Consider the following 19,982-nt stretch of genomic DNA (forward strand, 5'->3'; position numbering starts at 1 on the left):
GCTATAGACTAAGGAGATCATGATATGGCACGCGTAAAAAGAGGCGTTACCGCCCACGCCAAGCACAAGAAGGTTCTGAAGCAGGCTCGTGGATTCTACGGCCGCCGCAAGAACACCATCCGGACCGCCAAGGCCGCTGTCGATCGTTCGAAGCAGTACGCTTATCGCGACCGCAAGGTTAACAAGCGCAACTTCCGCGCCCTCTGGATCCAGCGTATCAACGCTGCCGTCCGCGAACACGGCCTGACCTATGGCCGTTTCATCGACGGTCTGACCAAGGCTGGCATCGAAGTCGACCGCAAGGTTCTCTCCGACATGGCTATCCATGAAGCGGAAGCCTTTGGTGCGCTCGTTGCTGCTTCGAAGAAGGCACTTGAGTACCTCAAGGAAGCCGGCACGAAGAACGAGTTCGAAGCGACTGTTGGCTAACGGCAACGCTTAGGCAGTTTTTGTCATTTTTATGAAGCCCGCGCTTGTGCAAGCAGCGCGGGCTTTGTATTTTCCGATATACAATCGGTTTGCGATGATTACGTCGGGGTTTCCCGCTTCTCGGGGATTCGGTGAAATTGTTGAATGGCAAGACTTCGGAACTAAATTCCATACCCAATCTCAATAGTAAGGATATCGAGGCCTTGCTGACGGTGCTGGTCGGCGGCTCGAAACGCGTGGAGCGCGTCGCTCTCTCTTCGCGTCAGGTCTGGATTAAGCGCTACGGCACCGAAAAGCCGCCGGCTTGGCGTCATCTGCAGACCGCTCTCTCGCGCATCATCCCCGTCGCTTTCCTGCGTCCCTCCGCATATCTGTCTCCACGGGAGATGGCGGAGCGCGAAACGCAGCGTATCGGTGCGTTCAAGGAGAGAGGCATCGCGGTTCCGGATGTTCTTTATGCATCCAACGGCGCCATCGTGCTGGCTGATGCCGGGATCACCGTTCAGCGGCGTCTCGCCCAGCTGAAGGAGAGCGACCCGACCGCACATGACGATCTCATGGTCGCCTGTGCCGCCGAACTCGGCCGTTTGCATGCCAAGGGGCTCTGCCATGGTCGGCCCTATCCACGCGACATGTTCTTCGTCGGCAATCGGCTCGGCTTCATGGATTTCGAGGAAGACCCGCAGACCGTCATGCCGCTCGAAGTGGCGCAGGCTCGAGACATCTGGCTGCTCTTCCTGCAGATTGCCACCGGGGCGCGCCTTGGCCTTGAAACGCAAAACAGGGCTTATGAAGCCTGGTCTGCGCAGGCGCCGGCAGCTGCGCGCGCCGAGCTTGAGCGCATGATTCGCTTTCTCGGCGGTTTTTTGTTCCTTGCCCGGTTGATTGGCCGCGTGCACATGGGTAGTGATCTCCAGCGCTTCATCGTTGCGACAAGCTTTCTGATGCATGCGTTCACCAATTATTCCGTGGACTGAGTGCCCGTTGGCCCGTGGTCCGCAAGGCAGGACCAGATGACGGAACTCGATACGCTAGAAACCCAACTCATGGCCGATGTGGCCGCGGCGACCGACGAGCAATCGATCGAAGCCGTTAGGGTCGCCGCGCTCGGCAAGAAGGGCTCGGTCTCGGAACTGCTGAAGACGTTGGGCTCGATGTCGCCGGAAGAGCGGCAGACACGCGGCGCGGCCATCAATGCGCTGAAGAACTCCGTCACGGACGCCATCAATGCCCGCAAGGGCTTGCTGCGTGATGCCGCGATCGATGCCAAGCTGAAGGCCGAGACCGTCGATGTCAGCCTGCCGGTTCGCTCTTCGCCGGCCGAACGCGGACGCATCCACCCGATCAGCCAGATCGTCGACGAGATCACCGCCATCTTCGGCGATATGGGCTTCTCGATCGCCGAGGGTCCCGATGTCGAGACCGACTATTATAACTTCACGGCGCTGAACTTCCCGGAAGGGCACCCGGCGCGCGAGATGCACGATACCTTCTTCTTCCAGCCGGATGAGAACGGTGAGCGCAAGGTGCTGCGCACGCACACCTCGCCGGTGCAGGTGCGCACCATGGAAGCGCAGAAGCCGCCGATCCGCATCATCATCCCCGGCAAGACCTATCGTCAGGATAGCGACGCCACCCATTCGCCGATGTTCCATCAGGTCGAAGGCCTCGTCATCGACAAGACGGCCAACGTCGCCAACATCCGCTGGGTGCTCGAAGAATTCTGCAAGACTTTCTTCGAGGTCGATAATGTGACGATGCGCTTTCGCCCGTCGTTCTTCCCGTTCACGGAACCGTCCTTCGAAGTGGATATTCAGTGCGACCGTTCCGGCCCGATCGTCAAGTTCGGCGAAGGCACCGACTGGATGGAAATCCTCGGCTGCGGCATGGTGCATCCCAACGTGCTGCGCCATGGCGGCCTCGATCCGGACGAATATCAGGGCTTTGCCTGGGGCATGGGCCTCGACCGCATCGCCATGCTGAAATACGGCATGCCCGACCTGCGCGACTTCTTCAACGCCGATGTCCGCTGGATGAACCACTATGGCTTCCGCCCGCTCGATATGCCGACCCTGTTCGGCGGTCTGAGCGCGTAAGGAAGGGATAAAGCACATGAAATTCACACTCTCCTGGCTGAAAGAGCATCTGGAAACCGACGCCACGCTCGACGAGGTCTGCACCCGCCTGACACAGATCGGGCTGGAAGTGGAAGACGTCGACGACAAGGCGGCGTTCAAGCCCTTCGTCATCGCCAAGGTCCTCTCGGCTGAAAAGCACCCGCAGGCCGATCGCCTGAAGGTGCTGATGGTCGATATCGGCAGCGGCACGCCCGTTCAGGTCGTCTGCGGCGCTCCCAATGCGCGCGCCGGCCTCGTCGGTGCGTTTGCGGCTCCCGGCACCTATGTTCCCGGTATTGACGTGACGCTTGCCATCGGCAACATCCGCGGCGTCGAAAGCCGCGGCATGATGTGCTCGGAAAAGGAACTGCAAATCTCCGATAGCCATGACGGCATCATCGACCTTCCGGAAGATGCGCCCGTCGGCACGAGCTTTGCCAGCTATGCCGGCCTCGACGATGCGGTCATCGAGATCAACCTGACGCCGAACCGCCCGGATTGCACCGGCGTTTACGGCATCGCTCGCGATCTTGCCGCCTCCGGCCTCGGCACGCTGAAGCCACGCAGCACGCCGTCCTTTGCCATCGCCGGCGAAACGACGACCGAGCTCAAGATCGATCTGGATGACACGCGCCTTTGCCCGGGCTTTGCGCTACGCCTCGTGCGCGGCGTCAAGAACGGCCCGAGCCCGAAATGGATGCAGCAGCGCCTGCTCGCCATCGGTCTGCGCCCGATCAGCGCGCTGGTCGATATCACCAACTACATGACCTTCGACCAGGGCCGTCCGATGCACGTCTTCGACGCTGCCAAGGTCAAGGGCAATCTGGTCGTGCGTCGCGCCCGGGACGGTGAAACCGTGCTGGCGCTGGACGAACGCGAATACAAGCTCAATCCCAGCAACGTCGTGATCTCCGATGACAACGGCATCGAGTCGATCGGCGGCATCATGGGCGGCGAGCATTCCGGCTGTGATGAAAACACGACCGATGTGCTGATCGAGTCGGCCCTTTGGGATCCGATGAACATCGCCAAGAGTGGCCGCGGTCTCGGCATCATCACCGATGCGCGCTACCGTTTCGAGCGCGGCGTCGATCCGGAATATATGATGCCCGGCCTCGAGCGTACGACGGAGCTGGTGCTTGCCTGCTGCGGCGGCACGGCTGCCACGGCGCGGGTCGAAGGTTATGAGGGCTATGAGGCCAAGGTCGTCGATTTCCCGCTGTCGGAAGTCAAGCGGCTGACCGGCCTCGAAGTTTCGGCCGACGAGAGCAAGTCCATTCTGAACAAGCTGGGCTTCTCGGTCTCCGGTTCGGGTGAGCGCATCTCGGTCTCCGTTCCATCCTGGCGTCCGGATGTCGACGGCAAAGCCGATCTCGTCGAAGAAATCATGCGCATCCACGGCGTCGACAACATCAAGCCGCAGCCGCTGAGCAGCCATGCCGCCGTCAATGGCAAGATCCTGACGACGCTGCAGATCCGCACGCGCACGGCCAAGCGCGCGCTGGCCTCTCGCGGCATGCTGGAAGCCGTCACCTGGTCGTTCATTCCGGAAGATCAGGCCAAGCTCTTCGGCGGTGGCTCCAATGCACTGAAGCTCGCCAACCCGATTGCCGCCGACATGTCCGACATGCGCCCCTCGCTGCTGCCGGGGCTTCTTTCGGCCGCGCAGCGCAATGCCGACAAGGGCTATGGCGACGTCGCGATCTTCGAAGTGTCCGGCACCTATGAAAACGACACGCCTGCGGGCCAGCGTCGCGTCGCCGGCGGTATCCGTCGCGGCACGGCAACGCTGTCAGGTGCCGGCCGCATGTGGTCGAACGCTGCCAAGGGCGGCGGCAAGCCGGTCGACGTCTTCGACGCCAAGGCCGATGCTCTCGCCGTGATCGAAGCCTGCGGTCTGCCGATGGGCAATATCCAGATCGAGCAGGGTGGCCCGGCCTGGTATCACCCCGGCCGTTCCGGCACCATCAAAATGGGTCCGAAGGTCGTGCTTGGCTATTTCGGCGAATTCCATCCGAAGACGCTGGAAGCGCTTGACGTGTCCGGTGCTCTCGCCGGCTTCGAAGTCTATGTCGATGCCATGCCCGAGCCGAAGAAGAAGGCGACCCGCACCAAGCCGGCGCTGGAGCTTTCTCCGTTCCAGGCCGTCAAGCGTGACTTCGCCTTTGTGGTCGAGAAGTCGGTGGAAGCCGGCGCCGTCGTCCGCGCGGCCGTCGGCGCTGATCGCAAGCTGGTCACCGGCGTCAACGTCTTCGACATTTTCGAGGGCGCGTCGCTCGGCGAAGGCAAGAAGTCCATCGCCATCGAAGTGCAGATCCAGCCGGCCGAGCGCACCCTGACCGACGAGGATTTCGAGGCGCTGACCCAGAAGATCGTCGCCAACGTCACGAAGTCGACGGGCGGGGTCCTGAGAGGGTAATCGGCTACTGCCGGGTTCGCGGAGAGCTCGGCACCCCTGTGTCCCTGTCGGGACATCTCCCCCCACAAGGGGGAGATTGGTCGCTCGCGGAACCCTCACGCCTAAATCAAATATCGAAGCTGTCGACGCCAAAGCTTTTAAGTTTGAGAGAGCGTGCGGCATACTCCCAACGATCTCCCTCCTTGTGGGGGAGATGTCGCGAAAGCGACAGAGGGGGTATCAGAGGCCCGGCATATTCGGTGCCGTATCAGTCACCGATGCAGATGGTAGACCTTGTTCACCACACTCCACCGGCCGTCGATCTTCACCAGCGACAGATAGTCTGAAAACCGCATGCCGGCGAACTCGTCGACGACCTTGACGCTCGCCGCGTCGCCTTCGATATCGATCATCTCGATATCCATCAGCGGTATCGTATCCGGTGGCGCTCCGCCCTGTTCGACGATGGCAGCGATGAATTCATCCCGCGTCATCCATTCCACCGCGCCTTGATAATTGCCGATGATCGCCGCTTGCGGGTGGAATGCCTTGCGCAGCGCCGGCTCATTCGCGAATGCCATGCCATCGACATAGAGATGAACAACCGCACGGATTGCCTGCTCTTCCGACATCTCGTCATTCCTCGTTTGAGACATGCGCAGAATAGCATAACCGGCGCCGGCTGACAAAAATGAGACAGCGCCATGCCGATCAAAAGACCGCTACTCGACGAAAACCCGTACGCTGGCGGCGCGCCCGGCCGCATCGATGACGGTCAGTGTCGAATAGCCGGCGCCATCTGGCGTCCACTGGTTGGTGCGCCGTCGCGACATGTCTGGCAGCGGCTTGCCATTGGCGAGCCAGCGGAACGGCGCCCGCCCCCCCTGAAGCTTCAGCGCCAGCGGCATCATCTCGCTGCCATTGCCGCTTGCGCCGAGGTCTACCCGCGCGCCTTCCGGCGGATAGACGATCTGCGGCGCCGGCTCTCGACTGGAAGCCGCCAGCAGGCCGGCAGCGGTCACGGAAAAGCGTCGCTGGCTGATCGGCAGCTCGGTCGGCGCGATCCGCACCGCGCCCATGGGAGCCGAAGGGAAGGGGGTTATCGCAACGCCGGATTTGGCAAAGGCCTCGAACAGGATCGGCGCGGCCGACACATAGCCTGCCAGCCCCGGCACGGCGCCATTGTCCGGGCGGCCCACCCAGACGCCGAGCACATGTGCTCCGTCATAACCGATCGACCAGGCATCGCGGTTGCCGTAGCTGGTCCCGGTCTTGTAGGCGATGCCGAGCTGCTTGCTGCCGCGCGGCGCGATGATGTCGGATAGAATGTCGGTGATGTTCCACACAGCGATCGGCTCCATCAGCGGCTCGCTGTCGATCGGCCCCGCCTCATCCTGGACGCCGTCGCCGATCCGCATTGCCTTGCCGCGATTGGCAAGCCCGGCATAGAGCTGCACGAGATCCTTGAGCGTCACGCCGACACCGCCAAGGCCAATGGCAAGCCCGGGCGCCTCGTTCGGCGGCAGCTTCGGCTTCACCTCGGCGCGGCGAAAGCGCACCAGCAGCCGTGTCGGCCCAACCGCATCGAGCAGACGCACGGCCGGGACATTGAGGGATAGCTGCAGCGCCTGACGTACGCTGACATCTCCCTGGTAGCTCATGTCGAAATTGCGGGGGCGATAACCGTAAAAGTCGGCGGGACGATCCTCGATGATCGTTTCCTGCGCCACATAACCCTGTTCGAAGGCAAGGCCGTAGATGAAGGGTTTCAACGTCGAGCCGGGTGAGCGCAGCACGCGGGTCATATCGACCCAGCCGGAGCGGGAGGAATCGAAATAGTTGGCCGATCCGACTTCACCGATGATCTCGCCGGTCTTGGCATCCGCCATGATCATCGCGACGGAAACTTTCGGCCCGAGCCGCTTTGCCGCCGCATCTGCAACGGCTTCCAGTCCCTGCTGGACATCGCGGCGCAGTGTTGTCTTGTGCTGGATGACGCCCGGCTGCTTTTTGAGCGCCAGTTCGGCCAGATGGGCGGCATAGGCCGGCAGCTGCCTGCGCTGAGACGGAATAGGCGAAAGCGAGGCGCGTTCCGCTTCGCCTTCGCCGATCACCGTGGCGACCGCAGCGCGTGCGAGCACGCGATGGCGGGCCGCCTGCGCAGCGGCGAGATTGCGGTCAGGCCGGCGCTTTTCCGGTAGCTGCGGCAGCGCCACGAGCAGGCCCGCCTGCGCAACGGTCAAATGCTTCGGCTCCTTGCCGAAATAGGCAAGGCTTGCGGCCCGCACGCCCTCCAGATTGCCGCCATAGGGGGCATGTGTCAGGTAGAGGTCGAGGATTTGTTCCTTGGTCAGCCGCCGCTCGATCTGGATGGCGCGCACCATCTGCAGAAGCTTGGCCGTCATCGAGCGTTCGCTGCGTGGCTCGATCAGGCGTGCGACCTGCATCGATAGCGTCGAACCGCCCGATACGATGCGACCATGCGTGACGAGCTGCAGAAAGGCACGTCCGACCGCCATGGGATCGACGCCGTGGTGATCGTAGAAGCGCCGGTCTTCATAGGCGACCAGTATGCGCAGAAATTGCGGATCGACATCGGCAACGTCAGTCTTCAGCCGCCAGCGCCCCTCGGGCGTGGCGAAGGCACGCAGGAGATCGCCATTGGCGTCAAGCACCTCGGCCGAAACCACGCGCGCGCCGTCCAGCGGCGGCGGATAGGCGCGGTCCGCGGCTTCAAGGCCGAAGACCAGAGCCACCACCGCAAGGGCGGTGGCTCCAAAGCCGATCGCAATCTTCCATCGTGCCTTCATGGCTGCGCTTACTGCTGGGCGGCCAGCACCTCCATGCGGCCCATCGCGGTGCGGGCGGAGAATTGCGGACGATACATATCCTCAACGCTTGCGGCCGGATGGTCATAGACGCCCGGGGTCACGGCGCGCACGACATAGGCGAAGGTCAGGTCGCGGTCCGCACCCGCCGCCTGGTCGAAGGCTGCGACGAAGCGATCACTGCGGAATTCGACATGGGCGGGCTGGATGTCGCTGAGCCAGTCGAAATTCGTCAGCTGGGCGCTGTTGACGATGCTTGGATTGTCGATCTCGAAGCCGGCTGGCAGCAGATCGGTTACGAGAAGACGCTGCGGCCAGTCGTTGCTCTCGGTCACATGCAGCACGACGACGTAGCGTTCGTTCTGCTGTGCTTGGCTGACGTTCGCCTCTTCACCGTCGAGCGTGTAGTACTTGCGCTCGATCTTGAAGCCGTTGCCGCTGGCCGGCAGCGGCGCAACCGGGGCCGCCACCGTGGTCACGGCCGCTGATAGCGGTTGGCGCGTCGTGTTGGTGACGGTCAAGGCGTGGCCCATCAGCGCGTCGCCGCTCATCTGGGCCATGTAGGTGCCGCTATGCGGGGCGCCGTTAACGTCGAGCGTCAGCCCGTCGTCACCATCCTGCAGCGCGCGGGCGGCCAGCAGCATCCAGGTCTGTTCCTGCGTGCTGGTGTACTTCTTGGTCTGCCAATCCTTGGCGACGACGCTTGCAAGATCCGGAATGATCGGCGGTACGGGACGGCTTTCGGCGGCCAGTGCCAGTACGGCAGCACCATCACGCAACGATGAGCCGTAATCCGAGCGCACGAAGCTGACCTTCGTGGTCGCCGCCTTCTGCGACATCTGCAGGGCATCGATAAAGATGTTGCGCGAGCGCTGCGCATCTCCATAAAGCGCCAGCGCCGCAGCCAGATGAGCCTTGGACAGCGGCGTCGGGAAGTCGTTCAGCATCGTATCCGCATAGTAGCGCAGATCGCTGATCGAGGCCTTCTTGTTGCGCGCCAGCACATAGAGCGCGTAGGCGATCTCGTTGCCGTTATCCTTGACGTTGGTGTTGGAGCTGAGCGAGTTCTGGAGGTTTTCCAGTGCCTGCACCATGGCCTGATCCGGCACGTTGTACTTCTGCTCGCGGGCGCGGGTCAGGAAGTCGGTCACGTAGGAGTCGAGCCACATATCGCCCGAGCCAGGGCTCCAGAGGCCGAAGCTGCCGGTGGAGGACTGGTAGGATAGTTCGCGATAGATGGCATCCTGCACGCGCTTGTGGATCTCGTTGTCGTCCGCAAGCCCGTTCTTGACCGCCATGTCGCTGAAGTAGAGCAGCGGCAGCGCGCCGCTCGCGGTCTGTTCGGCGCAGCCATAGGGATAGCGGCTAAGACTCATCAGCAGGCCCGGCACGTCGAACGCGTTGGAACGGCTGACATTGAGGCTGACCGAGGCGCCCGGCAGCACGCTGTCGGCGAGAAGGTCGGAGTTCACGGTCAGGCTCTTGCCCGGGGCAAGCGCAATGATCCGGCGTTCGGTGACCGGCAGCTGCGCCGGGCGAACGGGGACGTCGACCGATTGATGGAGCGACATGCCCGAAGCATTCGACAGCTTGATCGATACCGTGCCGTCGCCGGGCTGTCCGCCCGTCAGTGGCAGCGTAATATTGTACTTTCCGCCGGTCTGCAGGTTGATCTTCTGCTGCGTGGCGCTTGCGTCCACGGTAACGGCGCTATTGCCGGTGACGGCCAGCGTATACTCGCCGGCAGGAGCATCTGTGTTTGCGACGTCGAGACGCAGGTTCGCCTTGTCTCCCGGCGCCAGGAACTTCGGCAGGCTTGCGGTGACGACGACCGGATCGCGGATGATCACATCCTGCGTCGCGTGGCCGACACCGGACTTCGACCATGCAACAGCCATCAGACGTGCCGTGCCGTTGAACTGCGGGATGTCGAAGCTGACATTAGCCTTGCCCTCGGCATCGAGCTTGATCGGGCCGGAGAAGAAGGCGACGAGCTTTTCTTTCGGCGGGCTTGCCTGCAAGGCAACCTGTCCGCCGTCGCCGCCGGTGCGCAGCTTGCCCGTTGCGCCCAGCGAGCCGTCGATGAGGCGACCATAGATATCGCGGATCTCGAGACCGAGCTGGCGCTGACCGTAATACCAGTCGTCCGGTGCCGGCGGTTGATAACGCGTCAGGTTGAGGATGCCGACATCGACCGCAGCGAGCGTGACATAGGCGTCTTCGTTGGCGCCTGCGCCGGCAACCTGCAGAGCGACGCTGAGCGGTTGACGCGGCAGCGTCTTCTGCGGCGCATCGATCTTGATCTGCAGCTTGCGCTCGCCGGGATCGACGGGTGCCCACTTGATGCCGATGGCGCGCATCGGCATGCGGCTTTCCTGAGCTTCGCCGGGGCGGAAGAGGGTTGCCGTCAGATAGGTGCCCGCACCCCAATCGGCGGTGACGGGAACGTCCACTTCGCCGCCGTTTGCACCGATATCGGCATTCGTCACCGAGATCAGGGTTTCCGAGCCGGCTGTCACCATCAGCTGACCGGCATAGCGCGAGGTCACCTTGAGCTTGGCGGTATCGCCGACATGGTAGCTTTCCTTGTCGAGCGCGATTTCAAGCGCATCCGGCGTCTCCGTCGAGGTCGAGGCGACGTACCAGCCGGCATTGAACTCGACGCTGGATTCCGGACCATTGGCATCGGCGCTGGATACTTCGAGGCGGTAGCGGCCCCAGGTGACGGGCGTGGAAATCGCCGCGCCATCGGTCGTGGCGTTGATGGTGCCGACCGCCACCTGCTTGGTGGACATGATCGGCTCGAACTTCCAGCTGTTGCCGTCGCGATACCATTGATAATTGCGCTCGACGCTCAGCAGCTTCCAGGTCAGGCCCTGCATCGCCTGCTTCTGTCCATTGGCATCGACGGCGATGACATGGAAGTTGCCAACCGAGTTTTCACCGAGATTGCCGTCGAATTCCGGCTTGATGCCGATGCGCGGGCCGTCCGCCTTGACGGGCAGCGTCAGCGAGCGCTCGACAGCGCGGCCGCCGGCTTCCTGCATGCGCACCGTGATGTTGGCGTTCAGCAGCTGCGTGGTCGAGGGCGTGTCGTTGATCGTGACGTTGAAGGTGGTCTTGCCGTTTTCGTCCAGCGCCTGCAGGTCTTCGAGCGGCACCTGCGTGCTCTCGGCCTTGCTGTCACCACTGCTGCTGTCGTCGTCGCCGTCATTGTTGTCCTTGCCTGCGCCCTCATCGGCGAGGCCGAACTGATAGCCCTTGTAGGCGTCGCTCTGGCGCGTCGGCTTGAGCGTCACTTCGCCTTCCAGATTGAGGCCGGCGGCCGGCGCACCGTAGAGATAGCGCCCGTCGACATTAACAGGCGTCGGCTGACCGACTTCGATCTCCTTCGCGTCGCTCTTCATGTCGAATTCGATACGATCCGGCACGAAGTCGTCGACGAGGAAGGTCTGCGACCCGATGGAGGAGCCCTTGGGATCGGTATAGATGTTCATCGTCCACGTGCCGCGCATCGATGTCTGCTGCAGCGGCAGGTCGACATTGTATCCGCCGAGCTTGCCGCCATCGGTGACGATGCGGCGATCCTCGACGCCATCCGGGCGCAGGAAGACGAAGGTAAGCGGCAGGTTCTCGACCGCCGTCGAGCTGACGTCGCGGGCAAGAGCGGATGCATGCACGGTTTCGCCAGCGCGGTAGATGCCGCGTTCGGTCCATGTCAGCAGGTCGATCGCGCCGGGCGCGGTTCTGCCTGAAACGCCGCGGTCCGACAGATCGAAGCCGGCGCGCGTCATGTCGAGGAACACATAGTCCTGATCGCCGTTCTGAGCGGTGATGACGGCCGGCGTCATGCCTGCGGTGCCGCGCATCAGGCCGGCGCTGAAGACAGCACGGCCATTGTCGTCGGTCTTCGCGGTGCCGAGGATTTCATTGTTCTTGGCAAGCAGCTGCAATTGAACATTGGCGAGCGGCTTGGCGCTGCCGAGAGAGCGGGCAAAAACACTCAAGCCGTCGGTGCCGGCATAGGTGGTGACGCCGATATCGGACACCACGAACCACTGCGTCGCCTGCGGATCCCATTCCTGGCCGCCGCTGTTGGGAGCAACCGCCGTCAGAACGTAAACGCCCGGCTTGCGCTTCGGCAGGGCTTCGTCGACCGGGAAGCTGGTCGCGACATCCTTGTTGAGCTCCTGCGTGATCTCGATGGAACCCTGCCACACCAGTTCGCCGTTGGTGTCCTGGATGGTCTGGGCGCTATAGCTGTCCATCTGCGTCAGGAACTGCGAGTTGTTCAGGAGCTGCGCGATATTGCGGTCGCCGATACGATAGAGCTTGAGATTGGCCGAGCTGGCGTTGACCGAGACGATCGGAATGCCGCGCCGCGCCGTGGCCGGAAGCACGAAATTGTCGCCGGTAAAGCGCAACGAGGCCGGGCGGTCCTTGACGTAAATATCGACATTGACCTGGGCCGGAAGGTTTTCACCGACCGACGAAGGCAGCCCGGCGCGCAGCGAAACGCGGTAGTGCTGGCCGAATTCCAGGCCCTCAACGCAGATCTGATTGTCCTTTGCGTCGACACCCTTCGGCGCCGCGCCATTGACGGTGACGAAGGGCGTGTAATCGACGCCGCTCTTCACCAGCTTTTCGGAAAACTGCACGCAGGCGCGCGGTGCGGCATTGTCGTTATCGAGCGTATTGCCCGTCACGCGGAAGCCCTGCCGCGCCTTCAGATCGTCATAGGCTGCCTGGACGGCGGCGGAGCTGACGAGATCGAGGCTCGCCTTGTAGGCGTTGAGCGCCGGGCGATAGTTCTGCGCATTTTTCAGCGACTCCGCAAGAACGGCCAGCGCGTCGGCGCGGCTGGTCTTGGTGCGGGTCAATTGATAGCCGTTGAGCGCCGCATAAGCCGCCTTGGTCGAAACCGAGGTGTCGTTCGTGACCGTGTTGGCGGCACGCGCCATTTCGATCCACAAATCGCCGTCGTCCGGATTGAGCGAAAGCGCGCCCTGGAAGGCGTTGAGGGCGTCGTTGACATTGCCCGAGGTGAGCTCGATGCGGCCAAGAGCGATCAGGCTCTCGACGCCTTGACCCTTCAGCTCGTCGCCGAGCGTCAGCGTGCTCTTGGCATCGCGCGCACTCTGAACGAAATCGTCAGAAAGGAAGGAAAGGGCAGGGGCAGCACCGATATCCGGCTCGCTGGCAGCAGCCGTCTCGACGATCTTGCCGGCGATTGCGCCGGGAAAACTGTTGAGCTGGTTGAAGTCCGACTTCATGAAGCACCATTTCACCTTCGGATTGTAGGTGAAGGCTTTGCAGGACTTGTCGCCGATGCAGGACGCGGAGCACTGATCCAGTGTCACGTTCTGCTCTGTGCGCAGGTCGAAGCCGAAGTAATCGCCATCCTTGGTGGTGACCACCTGGCGTTTGACATCAGCCGCGGCCGAAGGGCTCAGAGCTGCGAAAGTGGCGAGAAGAAAAGCAGAGAAGCCGATAAACGCGCGCTTAGACATAAGTCCTCCCAACGCTGCCCGTTTTAATTGCCGGCAATCTTCAAATTTCGCACCCGTTTGTCAACCGAGCGTGGAGCATGCGTGTCGGGTTTGCGCCTATGACGATTTTGCTATGAGCTTGAAAGCGCCCGCATATCAGGCGATTCACGTGTTTCGTCGTTCGTTAATCACGCTTCTTTTTTCTTGCCAGTTTCAAAATGACACCGGCCTTGATGGCCGATGTCTTTGCAGAGGCGTCCGATGCGCCTGACGTGTCATATATTCGTCATGGCGAGGGAGGCATCGCTATACCGCTTGCCGGCAACGATTTCCGGCGTGATGATGTCGCCGAGCTCCTTCACGTCCTTTGCCGAAAGCGCGATATCGGCCGCGGCTGCGTTCTGCTCGAGATGATGCAGTTTGCGTGCGCCGGGAATGGGGACGATATCGTCGCCCTGATGCAGAACCCATGCGAGCGCCAGTTGTGCTGCGGTAACGCCTTTTTCCTCGGCGAGTGCCTGAAGCTTGGCGACCAGGAGCGCGTTGGCATCAAAATTCTCGCTCTGGAAGCGCGGCAGCGAGCGGCGGAAATCGTCGCTGGAAAGATCGTCCGTCTGGCGAATGGCGCCGGTCAGGAAGCCGCGTCCGAGTGGGCTATAGGGTACGAACCCGATGCCGAGTTCGCGGCAGGTCGCAAGCACATCATTCTCGGGCTCGCGGCTCCAAAGCGAATATTCGCTCTGCACGGCGGCGATCGGATGCACCGCGTGAGCCCGGCGAATGGTGGCAGCACCAGCTTCGGAAAGACCGAGCGCCCGCACCTTGCCTGCTTTCACCAGATCCGCCATGGCGCCAACCGTATCTTCGATCGGTACGTTCGGATCGACGCGGTGCTGATAGAAAAGATCGATCACGTCGGTATCGAGCCGCTTGAGTGAGGCTTCGGCCACTTCCTTGACGTGCTCGGGTCTGCTGTCGACACCGACCATGGAAGCCGGACCGGATTTCGTATGGTCCAGTTTGAAGCCGAACTTTGTTGCGATGACCACGCGGTCGCGAACAGGCTTCAGCGCGCGGCCGAGCAGCTGCTCGTTGGTGAAGGGGCCATAGGTTTCGGCCGTATCGAAAAAGGTAACGCCGAGATCGACGGCGCGATGGAGCGTTTTGATGGATTGAGCGTCGTCGGTCGCACCATAGGCAAAGCTCATGCCCATGCAGCCGAGACCAACGGCGGAAACGGTGAGATCCTTACCAAGCTTGCGGTTTTTCATCCTGTGTTCCTCTTGAGACTGATGAGAGCGGCAGTGGTCAATCTTTGCTGCCTACACGCTCAAGTTAGGGGTGTAGATAATGAATGAAAGTCCATGCAAATCGTAATGGGTTGTTCTATAATTTAGATCAATGAATAGAACTCAGCTCTCTCAGCTTGCGGTATTCGCCGCCGTCGCAGCCCATCGCAGTTTCCGGGCTGCCGGCAAGGAACTGTCGATTGCGCCGTCTGCGGTCAGCCATGCCGTATCCAGTCTGGAGGAAAGCCTCGGCGTCAGGCTCCTCGCTCGCACCACGCGTAGCGTCCTGCCGACCGAGGAAGGGCAAGCGCTGCTGCAACGGTTGGCGCCGGCGCTCGAGGAGATCGATATCGCGCTGGAGGACACACTTGCCACGCGGGGCCGGCCCGCGGGCACGTTGCGCATCACAGCGCCGCGTTTTGCCTCCGATCTCCTGATGGCGCCGCGGCTCGGCGATTTCCTCAACACCTACCCCGACATCACGTTGGAGATCGCCAACGAGGACGGCTTCAGCGATATCGTCAAGGACGGCTACGATGCCGGCATCCGTCTGGAAGAAAGTATCGAAGGTGACATGATTGCGGTGAAGGTTTCGCCCGACATCCGCACCGTGATTGCCGGCTCTCCGGCCTATTTCGAGAGAAACCCGAAACCGCAGCATCCGCGCGATCTCGTCCATCATCGCTGCATCAAGCGGCGGTTCACCGATGGCTCGCTCTACCGCTGGGAGTTCGAAAAGGATGGCCGGGAGCTGATCGTGGCGATTGATGGCCCCTTGATCGTGATCGAGGACCGGCTGGCGGTTCTCGCGGCCGTCAACGGCGCCGGCCTTGCCTATCTCTTCGATATCCGCGTGCAGCAGGAATTGGCCGATGGCAAGCTCATCCGCGTGCTGGAAGATTGGTGCCCGCCCTATCCGGGTTTCTGTATTTACTATCCCAGCCGTCGACAGATGCGGCCGGCGCTCCGAGCCTTCATCGATTTCTTCAAATATACCGGGCCTTGACCCTGTCGATGATTTCACCGGGACGGTCTTTCCATGCCACTGACAGAATTCGGCACTTCGGCATGCAATGGATCGCCCGGCGATTGGGTAAGACGAAAAGGGAGACACCGTCATGAGAAAGCCGGGATCGATGAAGGGGCTGGAAGATCTCGGCCGGGTCAGATTGTCGAGGAATTTCTTTTTCCGCGATTTCCTGCATTCGGAAATCGCCGACTTCTACCGTATCCCCAATATCCCGGAGGATCCGGATCTGGCGATCGAGGCTGGTCGCCGGCTTTGCGAGGAGTTGCTGGAACCGCTGGAGGCAACGTTCGGGCGGCTTCACATCCGCTCAGGCTATCGCGCGCCGGAAGTCAATGCCTTCGGCAACAGGAACGGTCTGAACTGCTCGACCAATCCTCATACAGCTGCCCACCACATCTGGGACGTGCGCGATCTCGATGGCTGCATGGGCGCTGCCGTCTGCGTCGTCGTCCCATGGCTCATCGATCATCATAGCCATGAGGGCGACTGGCAGAAGCTCGCATGGTGGATCCATGATCACCTGCCCTATGCGTCGCTCTGCTTCTTCCCGAAGCTTTGGGCCTTCAACATCCAGTGGCACGAGCGGCCGAAGCGGACGATTCAAAGCTTCGTCAGCCCGCGTGGCATGCTGACCAAACCGGGCATGGCCAATTGGGAGGGCGACCATTCCGTCCATTATGAGGGCTTTCCGACACTGCGGTAAGTTCGGGCAAAATCCTCGACGTCTTTTGGCCGGCATTGGCGTATGCTGCAAATCCGGACAACGAGCTTATAGGATGCTTAGTTGAGCGAAGCGCAAAAGGTTGGGTCAGTCGCCATATACCTGCATGGAGATGATCTGGAGCCTCAGAGGCTTACGGAGTTCCTTGGGGTCGCGCCGGATACGAGTTGGAAGTCCGGTGAGGAAAGACGTCTCAGTAGCGGAAAGATTGTAAGAGCAAAGACAGGACTATGGACGTTATCCACGCCTGTCACAAACCACGATGCTGATGGAGCAGTGAAAATATTGACGGATACGCTTGGAGAGAATTTTCCAAGAGTTTTCTCCGTGACTGGCGTGGAGAGTGCCTACTTGGACATATTTGTCTGCATCACTCAGGAGCAATCCGACGCAGGCTACACATTGGAGCTGTCCAATTCGAAACTAGCAGCCATCGCTAACGCCGGCTTGGGCTTGCAGGTGACAATTTCACTGGACGGGGCTGACGATAAGCCGACCCGTTCTTAAGTTCAGAAGCTGATGCGATAGCGAATATGCCCGTCGCTCTCGACATAGGTGTCGTATAGCTTGCGGGCCGTCGCATTTCCTTCTTCCGTGTGCCAGTATAGCCGAGTCCAGCCGTTCGTCTTGCAGAGCGCGACAAGATCGTCCAGCAGCGCCCGGCCAACGCCGTGACCCCTGGCACTTTCGTCGACGAACAGATCTTCCAGATAGCAGTCAGGAGCAAGAGTCCAGGTGCCTTCATGCGTGATGCAGAGTGTGAAACCCTTCACCTCACCGTCGACCTCGGCGACGCGCATGAAGATGGCCGACGCCGGATCGAAAACCCGGCGCCATGTTGCATCGGTAATTTCAGGCGCGATGGTGACGCGATAGAAGGCGAGATAGCCATCCCAGAGCGCACGCCAGCGCGCTTCGTCTTCGGGTCTGGCATCTCGAATCGTCACGGTCATCGGCCCATCCTCGTCTATTTGGACTCAGTTATTCGCCGGCCTTGTCGAGCAGGCGCATGGCTTCGTCGGAAAGCGAAAGCTTTGCCGAATTGATGAGCGCGTCGAGCTGGTTGAGGCTAGTCGCGCTGGCGATCGGAGCCGTGACGCCGCGCTTTCGCAGCAGCCAGGCAAGGGCGATCTCGGCCGGTTTTGCGCCGGTTTCGGCGGCGACCTTGTCGAGCGCGGCGAGGATGCGCAGGCCCTTGTCGTCGAAATAGGCCGAGACCCGGTTCTCGCGTGCGCGTCCTTCGGTATCGGCTTTGGTCCGATATTTGCCGGTCAGGAAGCCGGCGGCAAGGCTGAAATAGGTAATGACGCCAATGTCTTCCTTGACGCAGAGATCGGCCAGCGCCCCTTCGAAACTATCGCGGGCATAAAGGTTATACTCGGGCTGCAACACGTCATAGCGCGGCAGGCCGGCCTTGGTGGCGGCATCAAGCGACGCCTGAAGCTGTGTCGCATCGAGGTTCGAGCAGCCGACATGGCGGATCTTGCCCTGTTCCTTCAGCTTGGCATAGGCGGCAAGCGATTCCTCGTGCGGCGTCTCGGGATCCGGCCAGTGCGAGAGATAGAGATCGATATGGTCGGTCTGTAGCCGCTTCAACGAAGCCTCGGCGGCTTCGATGATATAATTGGCCTTCAGGCCCTTCTTGCCCGGACCCATCTCCGATCCGACCTTGGTGATGATGACGGCCTTGTCGCGGGAGATGCGACCCTGCTTCAGCCATTTGCCGATGATCTCTTCGGAATCGCCGCCTTTGTTGCCGGGAACCCAGCTTGAGTAGACATCGGCCGTGTCGATTGTGTTGAAGCCGGCGTCGAAGAAGGCGTCGAGCAGTGCGTAGGAGGTTTTCTCATCGGCCGTCCAGCCGAAGACGTTGCCGCCGAACACGATGGGGGCGACGGACAGATCGGTTCGTCCAAGCTTGCGCATGTCCATGATATTTCTCCAAGTCACTTGAGAGTAAACCGGCGAACGGGCGCCGGAGGGGAGGGACAAGGCAAGCTAACGGCCTTTGCCGACAAAGACCACTAACGATTTTTTTATTCGGCCGTCGAGCGCCGATAATGGCTCGGCGGCAACGTATTGTATTTGGACCAGACGCGCCGCATATGGCGCGGCGAGGCGAAGCCGGATTTTTCCGCCACATGCTCCATATCCAGCCGCGAATTGGCAAGCACGTCGCGCGCCAGCGTAACGCGCATCAGGTTGACATAGGCGGTTACCGACAGGCCGGCATGCTCCTGAAACAGCCGCGAGATATGGCGTGCGCTCATCGCGCCGATGCCGGCAAGCTCGGAGAGTGACCAGTTGTGGGCCGGATCGGCCATGATCGCATCCTGAACGCGATGGATGGCTGGGTGGACGTGATTGCGGCCGCTGAGCCAGGGCGAGAGCTGCGGCTCGGCGCCCGTCCTTCGCATGTAGACCACCATGTGCCGGGCGATGGTCAGCGCTGTCATGGGCGATGTCAGCTTGGAGGCGAGATGCAGCATCAGGTCCGTGCCTGTGGTGATGCCGGCGCTGGAATAGCGGTCCCGGTCCTCGACATAGAGTCGGTTGTCGAGAACCCTGGCCGTCGGTGCATGTTCCCTGACTTCATCGAGGCAGGCAGCATGCGTTGTGCAGGCGTAGCCGTCCATCAGCCCGGCGCGGGCGGCAATCACGGCTCCCGAACAGATGGTGACGAGGGTAATGCCCGGACGGATCACGCCCTTCAGCCAGATCGCAAGCCTGGCGATCTCCGGCTCGATATCCTCGGCATCGTCAGGCGGCGTGACGCTGCCGGACAGGATGACGTAGGCGCCGTCCGGAATGTGATCCGGCAACGGCTTGAGGTCGGCAAGTGTCAGCCCGACCGAGGTCGTCTGCGACGACTGCGCGGCGATGAATTGATAGTCGAACAGGACATCGTCCTGTTCGATGTTGGCGCGACGCAACACCTCCACCGGCCCGGCGACGTCCATCAGCAGCGTATAGGGCGGTAGAAGGACATAAACGGGAATGATCCGTCGATGGAGGCGCCGGTCGCTTTGCGTCATGCGGCACTCCGGATCGAAGTGTCGGCAAGTGCCTCTTCGACGGTTGCGATACGGGCGAAACGGCCCGACAGAACCAGCTCGCTACGCTTTTTGATGTCGTCGACGCTGAAGACCGTGCCCGAGGCATGCGTCATCGGAAAGGTCAGCGTCGCTTCGGTAACGTAGTCGACATCATAGCCGAGATCGGAGGCGTGGCGTGTGGTTGTCTCGCAGCACTGCTCTGTGCGAATGCCCGAAACGATCACCTTGCGAATGCCGTTTTCAACCAGCCAGACATCGAGACCGGAACCGACGAGTGCGGAATGCCGGCGCTTGTGAAAGATGGCATCGGCCTCTAGCGAGATTTCATCGAGCTTGCGCACAAAGCCGCTCTTCAGGCTGAAATGAGCGTCGCCATCCTCGACATGGAAGATCTGGACGACGGGAATGCCCTTTGCCTTGGCGCCGTCGATCAGCGCCTGCAGATTGTTGGTGAAGGCAGGCAGGTCGTCCGTCCGCCAGTAAGGACGCTGGCGAAAGGATTCCTGAACATCGATGACGATCAAAGCGGTATCCGCGTGGGACATTTTCGTATCTCCTGTGCTTGAAGGATAACCGAAATTAAGGCGCGCTTGAAAGCTTCGAAAGCCATCTGTCGGACGGAAAG

At 61.4% G+C, this 19,982-nt stretch carries 15 protein-coding genes; 7 read left to right on the forward strand and 8 right to left on the reverse strand.

The annotated features are described in order from the left end of the window. Positions 1 to 24 precede the first annotated feature (24 nt). The 4 genes from rplT to pheT all read left to right on the forward strand — a co-directional run bounded on the left by rplT (position 25) and on the right by pheT (position 4,965). Positions 25 to 429: a 50S ribosomal protein L20 gene (gene rplT / locus HGP17_RS17490; protein ID WP_168811216.1), complete on the forward strand. Its 405-nt coding sequence runs from the start codon at positions 25 to 27 to the stop codon at positions 427 to 429. Positions 430 to 560: 131 nt separating this feature from the next. Continuing rightward, complete coding sequence (locus tag HGP17_RS17495) at positions 561 to 1,406, forward strand: serine/threonine protein phosphatase (protein WP_168811218.1); 846 nt, start codon at positions 561 to 563, stop codon at positions 1,404 to 1,406. A 36-nt stretch (positions 1,407 to 1,442) separates the two neighbouring features. Beyond that, the gene (gene pheS, locus HGP17_RS17500) at positions 1,443 to 2,525 is read left to right on the forward strand and encodes a phenylalanine--tRNA ligase subunit alpha (protein WP_168811219.1); all 1,083 of its coding nucleotides are present in this window, start codon (positions 1,443 to 1,445) and stop codon (positions 2,523 to 2,525) included. A 16-nt stretch (positions 2,526 to 2,541) separates the two neighbouring features. Beyond that, on the forward strand, positions 2,542 to 4,965 hold the full coding sequence (gene pheT / locus HGP17_RS17505) for a phenylalanine--tRNA ligase subunit beta (RefSeq protein WP_168811221.1): 2,424 nt from the start codon (positions 2,542 to 2,544) through the stop codon (positions 4,963 to 4,965). A gap of 251 nt (positions 4,966 to 5,216) precedes the next feature. Here the strand turns inward: pheT and HGP17_RS17510 are convergent, their stop codons facing one another. The 4 genes from HGP17_RS17510 to HGP17_RS17525 all read right to left on the reverse strand — a co-directional run bounded on the left by HGP17_RS17510 (position 5,217) and on the right by HGP17_RS17525 (position 14,532). Beyond that, complete coding sequence (locus tag HGP17_RS17510) at positions 5,217 to 5,576, reverse strand: nuclear transport factor 2 family protein (protein ID WP_168811223.1); 360 nt, start codon at positions 5,574 to 5,576, stop codon at positions 5,217 to 5,219. 90 nt (positions 5,577 to 5,666) lie between these two features. Continuing rightward, positions 5,667 to 7,754 carry a penicillin-binding protein 1C gene (gene pbpC, locus HGP17_RS17515; protein ID WP_168811225.1) on the reverse strand — a complete coding sequence of 696 codons (2,088 nt, stop codon included), beginning with the start codon at positions 7,752 to 7,754 and terminating at the stop codon, positions 5,667 to 5,669. Between the two features lie 8 nt (positions 7,755 to 7,762). Continuing rightward, positions 7,763 to 13,282, reverse strand: coding sequence for an alpha-2-macroglobulin family protein (locus HGP17_RS17520; protein ID WP_168811227.1), 5,520 nt, complete (start codon positions 13,280 to 13,282; stop codon positions 7,763 to 7,765). 254 nt (positions 13,283 to 13,536) lie between these two features. Next, positions 13,537 to 14,532 carry an aldo/keto reductase gene (locus HGP17_RS17525; protein WP_168811229.1) on the reverse strand — a complete coding sequence of 332 codons (996 nt, stop codon included), beginning with the start codon at positions 14,530 to 14,532 and terminating at the stop codon, positions 13,537 to 13,539. A 130-nt stretch (positions 14,533 to 14,662) separates the two neighbouring features. Between HGP17_RS17525 and HGP17_RS17530 the strand changes: the two genes are divergently transcribed. From HGP17_RS17530 to HGP17_RS17540, 3 genes are all read left to right on the forward strand, one after another. Beyond that, the gene (locus HGP17_RS17530; RefSeq protein WP_168811231.1) at positions 14,663 to 15,556 is read left to right on the forward strand and encodes a LysR family transcriptional regulator; all 894 of its coding nucleotides are present in this window, start codon (positions 14,663 to 14,665) and stop codon (positions 15,554 to 15,556) included. 112 nt (positions 15,557 to 15,668) lie between these two features. Then, entirely contained in the window at positions 15,669 to 16,283 is a 615-nt protein-coding gene (locus HGP17_RS17535; protein ID WP_168811233.1) for a hypothetical protein, read from the forward strand. Between the two features lie 81 nt (positions 16,284 to 16,364). After that, entirely contained in the window at positions 16,365 to 16,808 is a 444-nt protein-coding gene (locus tag HGP17_RS17540) for a DUF4279 domain-containing protein (RefSeq protein ID WP_168811235.1), read from the forward strand. 2 nt (positions 16,809 to 16,810) lie between these two features. On the opposite strand, the gene HGP17_RS17545 is transcribed toward HGP17_RS17540, so the two are convergent. The 4 genes from HGP17_RS17545 to HGP17_RS17560 all read right to left on the reverse strand — a co-directional run bounded on the left by HGP17_RS17545 (position 16,811) and on the right by HGP17_RS17560 (position 19,902). Beyond that, the gene (locus HGP17_RS17545; RefSeq protein WP_168811237.1) at positions 16,811 to 17,254 is read right to left on the reverse strand and encodes a GNAT family N-acetyltransferase; all 444 of its coding nucleotides are present in this window, start codon (positions 17,252 to 17,254) and stop codon (positions 16,811 to 16,813) included. 28 nt (positions 17,255 to 17,282) lie between these two features. Further along, positions 17,283 to 18,233, reverse strand: coding sequence for an aldo/keto reductase (locus HGP17_RS17550; protein WP_168811239.1), 951 nt, complete (start codon positions 18,231 to 18,233; stop codon positions 17,283 to 17,285). A 104-nt stretch (positions 18,234 to 18,337) separates the two neighbouring features. Then, positions 18,338 to 19,336, reverse strand: coding sequence for a helix-turn-helix domain-containing protein (locus HGP17_RS17555; protein ID WP_168811241.1), 999 nt, complete (start codon positions 19,334 to 19,336; stop codon positions 18,338 to 18,340). After that, a complete protein-coding gene (locus HGP17_RS17560; protein WP_168811243.1) occupies positions 19,333 to 19,902 on the reverse strand; it encodes an isochorismatase family protein in 570 nt (189 codons plus the stop codon). The genes HGP17_RS17555 and HGP17_RS17560 overlap by 4 nt, the downstream gene beginning before the upstream one ends. Positions 19,903 to 19,982 lie beyond the last annotated feature (80 nt).

The sequence above is a fragment of the Rhizobium sp. P38BS-XIX genome (genome assembly GCF_012641435.1).
In the GTDB taxonomy this organism is placed as follows: Bacteria; Pseudomonadota; Alphaproteobacteria; order Rhizobiales; family Rhizobiaceae; genus Rhizobium.